This window comes from Thomasclavelia sp., assembly GCF_017889095.1.
Classification (GTDB): domain Bacteria; phylum Bacillota_I; class Bacilli_A; order Erysipelotrichales; family Coprobacillaceae; genus Thomasclavelia.
The window spans coordinates 1-3,679 of sequence record NZ_JAGHEW010000081.1; the positions used below are offsets into that span (position 1 = coordinate 1).

Genomic DNA, 3,679 nt, shown 5'->3' on the forward strand with positions numbered 1-3,679 from the left:
CAAAAAGTTTTTATTGATAATCAAATTGATTGTTTCTTTTAAAAAAATATCCTGCAAAAATACTAACTAATCTTATTGCAGGATTTTTAATTTAAATAACTATTTACTTGAACTAATTTTTTAGTTAAATACATAACAGCAAGAAATGATAATCTACGATAGTTTATCTTGAATTTTATATTGGCAAGATAACAATAACACTGAAATTACGTCTTAATTGAATAAACTCAACGACACCATTATTTTTACTAACTAATTGATTAATACTGGTTATGCCAAAACCATGATTAATAGTATTTTTTCTAGAAACCAACAAGTCAATTTTATCCATTGTATTAATAGTATTCATAATTTTAAAATAATATCTTCCATCAGGTGTTTTACCAGCTTCAATGATTATCTTTTTTATTTTATTGCTATCACATGGTTCTATAGCATTTTCAAGAATATTACCAAAAATTAGATAAAAATCAAGTTTATCAATATTGGGCCGACCATCAAAATAATTACAGATTAAATCTATTTGATTATTTTTAATCAACGGAAGATAATGTGACACAATGAAATTAATCGATTCATTGCCGGTATTAATTGAATACTTAAGATCATCAATATTTTTCAGCTGATCATTAAGCGTTTTTTCAATATTATCCAAATCTTTTTTATCAGTATATTCTTTTAATAATAATAAAAGATGTTTGTTATTATGGCGTATTTTTCTGGTTTCATTTTCATTTGCAATTAAGTTTTTGAAATTAGTCTTTTGAAAATCAATTTCTTTTTCTAATATTTTTTGATTTGTCCGGTAAATTAAATTTCGTTTGTGATTTTCAAATAGTCGATAAATGACAATAACCAATAAAGAAAGAATCGTAATATTGATAAGAAAATACTGAATCTGGATTAAGCCTTTAAAATAACCATCAAAAAATAATGCATATAATAAGGTTAATAATAAAATTGATAAATTAAACAGATTTATTTTAGAATTATCATAACGCACAGTATGTCGAGTCAACTTTCCAATAACTTCAACCAATAGCCACAATAACAATTTAGAAACAATTAACATCATAAAAAAAGGAAGATAGGTACTAAATAAAAAATAGCTTGTATAATTTATAATTAAAGCAAAACTATTAGCAATAAGAATTAGTATATTTAAAGTAAATCCTAAAAAAATACTATTTATTAGTGAATTTAAAGTATTGTCATAACAAAAAAGTGTATAACTAATCACAATTATAGCTGTTGATAAAAAAGAATCAAAATTGTAATAAAAAGCTAAATAAGAAAACATACATTGTACCAATGTATAAATAATTAGCGATACAGTTGTTCTGTTTTGGTTAATACATGTAATTGATGTAAAACGAGAAATCAACAATCCTTCAAAAATACTGATAATTATGTTCATAACAATCTCTTCTTTCTCTTTCTTATGGTTTGCTTAGAATAAAAATAATATTTTTTGTATTTTTAAATTAATACTTTTCTACAAAGAAAATTATCATAAGTATTTTGGAATTTTTTTATTTGACCACGCTGGATAGAAATTTCTAGATTATTTTTTAAAATAACTTTACCATTTTTGATTTTTTTTATTTCATTTAAATTAATTATATAAGAACGATTTATCCGATAAAAATAAAAAGTAAGTTCTTTTAGAATATGATTCATGCTCATTCTAATTTTAAACGGTTCAGGATTGCCTTGAGTATGTATATAGCAATAATGTTTCAAAGACTCGATATAAATGATTTCATCTTGTTCAACTATAATAGTATGTTCTTTGTTATTTATTACAAGCTCTTTCTTATTTAATCTTATTAGTTCAAGAAGATCAATTAATGTATCATTAAGTTCAATATCTACATTTTCTTTTCTAATAAAACTATAAGGATGTACTTTAAAAGAATCAAATACGAGTTCATTATGAGCACTTATGAAAATTATTTTAGAATTTGGATATATTTTAATATAATCGTTAGCAAAATCAATTCCACTTTTATTTGGTAAATCAATATCTAATAATAAAATATCAAAAATATCTGTTGTTAAATCGATTTGACTTGCAAAATAAAATGATCTTATTTCCAAATGCTTACTTAAATAATCATCTGATTTAATACATGTTATAATTTTTTTTAAATCATCATTATTATCTTCTAACACACAACATTTCATTATTTTTTTATTTTCTCCCTTAAAAGATGTGCTATCAGTATAATGTTTTTCTTTTTTCAGTGCAAGAAATAAACAAAAAAGAAAATCTGTTTATTTTTAAAAATGCAGTTTATGTTAAGTGAAATACATTTTAGGACAAAACAATGAAATAAATAATATAGTATGCTAATATGCCATCGGAGGAAAAAGTAATGATTAAACAAGTTAAAACCGAAATAAAAAACTCGATAAATCAAATTGAGTTTAAATATACATTTGCAGCTATCCTTTTAGTCAGTTTAATAAGTATCCTGCTGAACTGTTATCTAGACTTTGGTCGTAACATTTTATCTATAAGATCATATATCGATAATTCTATGTATGTCAGCATTAAAGCAAGAGCTGTTATCAATATTTTTCAATATTTATCACCTCTGATTGTTATGATAATTTATTCATCCAGTAAATGGAAAGAAGAAAAAAACGGAATGCAGACAATGATAATTACCCGAACAAAAAAGAAAGACTATTACATTTCTAAATTTATTGCCAATTTTGTGCTGGTTTTCAGTGTGATTTTATTTTCAGGAATAATAAATTTAATCATTTCCTATATTGTTTATCCAGCCGCCGGTTTTGATAACCGCTGGGGAATGCCGGTATATGACATTATTCAGGGATATGATCAGAATATTTTATTTGATTTTTTAAGAATTCAAAACCCTCTGATTTATATATTATCAAAAATTTTGCTGGTCAGCTTTTTTTTAGCAGCAGTTTCCAATATTCCATATTCCTTAAGTTTTATTAAACCGTTCAGCCAGATGGAATTTATACAAATTTGTATTATGTCATTTATCGGCATAGCCGGGATCAGTATTATTGGGATTATTTTTGATCTAAGTTTTTTAAACTATATTTCATATATGGTAATTGATACCGATATCTCCTTTTTAAGTGTATGTGTATCAATATTAGTACTAAATTTATCAGAAATCCTGATTTTAATAAAAGGAATGAAAAAATATGAAACAATTCATTAACAGAGATCAGATTAATAATTATGTTTTTTTAGCAATTGTTGAAATGATAATCCTATTTATGTTTAAAAAAGCCGTAAATACTGATGACATCATGGCAAATACTTTTTCAATTATAATCATTGCTGTATTTATTGTTCCAGTAGTACTGTCATATTTTTCTGCTGACATATTGCCGATATTTAATAATATGATCATCCCAAGGTTTCAGACGAAAAAAAAGTTATTCTATTTCATTATTGAAAAGATTTTCTTAGATTCATTCAAGATCGTATGTATATTATTACTGCCGGTACATTTTGCTGCTGTATTTATTTATCAGATCGATTTCTTCATGATAATGAGATATTATATCAGTTTTGTTATAAATATCATGATCATCTGCATGATCTTTATGATCGTATATTTTAAGATAAGAAATAAAAATGTAGCAGTTATTATAACTTACTGCCTATGTAATATTACCAGCCTGC

4 protein-coding genes are annotated in these 3,679 nt (G+C 24.3%); 1 reads left to right on the top strand and 3 read right to left on the bottom strand.

All coding sequences use genetic code 11. The features are described from left to right. Positions 1-175 precede the first annotated feature (175 nt). Positions 176-1,417 (bottom strand): GHKL domain-containing protein, encoded by a 1,242-nt coding sequence (locus tag J7M77_RS03575; protein WP_296876084.1) that lies wholly within the window; start codon positions 1,415-1,417, stop codon positions 176-178. Between the two features lie 62 nt (positions 1,418-1,479). Next, entirely contained in the window at positions 1,480-2,187 is a 708-nt protein-coding gene (locus tag J7M77_RS03580) for a LytTR family DNA-binding domain-containing protein (protein ID WP_296876086.1), read from the bottom strand. 191 nt (positions 2,188-2,378) lie between these two features. Here J7M77_RS03580 and J7M77_RS03585 point away from each other — a divergent pair, with 191 nt between their 5' ends. Next, a complete protein-coding gene (locus J7M77_RS03585; protein ID WP_296876089.1) occupies positions 2,379-3,209 on the top strand; it encodes a hypothetical protein in 831 nt (276 codons plus the stop codon). Positions 3,210-3,227: 18 nt separating this feature from the next. On the opposite strand, the gene J7M77_RS03590 is transcribed toward J7M77_RS03585, so the two are convergent. Further along, positions 3,228-3,404 carry a hypothetical protein gene (locus J7M77_RS03590; RefSeq protein ID WP_296876090.1) on the bottom strand — a complete coding sequence of 59 codons (177 nt, stop codon included), beginning with the start codon at positions 3,402-3,404 and terminating at the stop codon, positions 3,228-3,230. Between the last annotated feature and the right edge of the window lie 275 nt (positions 3,405-3,679).

What these genes read in the sequence shown, in the direction of transcription:
- J7M77_RS03575 (WP_296876084.1), bottom strand. Translation starts at nt 1,417, where the DNA reads ATGAACATAATTATCAGTATTTTTGAAGGATTGTTGATTTCTCGTTTT.
- J7M77_RS03580 (WP_296876086.1), bottom strand. Translation starts at nt 2,187, where the DNA reads ATGAAATGTTGTGTGTTAGAAGATAATAATGATGATTTAAAAAAAATT.
- J7M77_RS03585 (WP_296876089.1), top strand. Translation starts at nt 2,379, where the DNA reads ATGATTAAACAAGTTAAAACCGAAATAAAAAACTCGATAAATCAAATT.
- J7M77_RS03590 (WP_296876090.1), bottom strand. Translation starts at nt 3,404, where the DNA reads ATGATCATATTATTAAATATCGGCAATATGTCAGCAGAAAAATATGAC.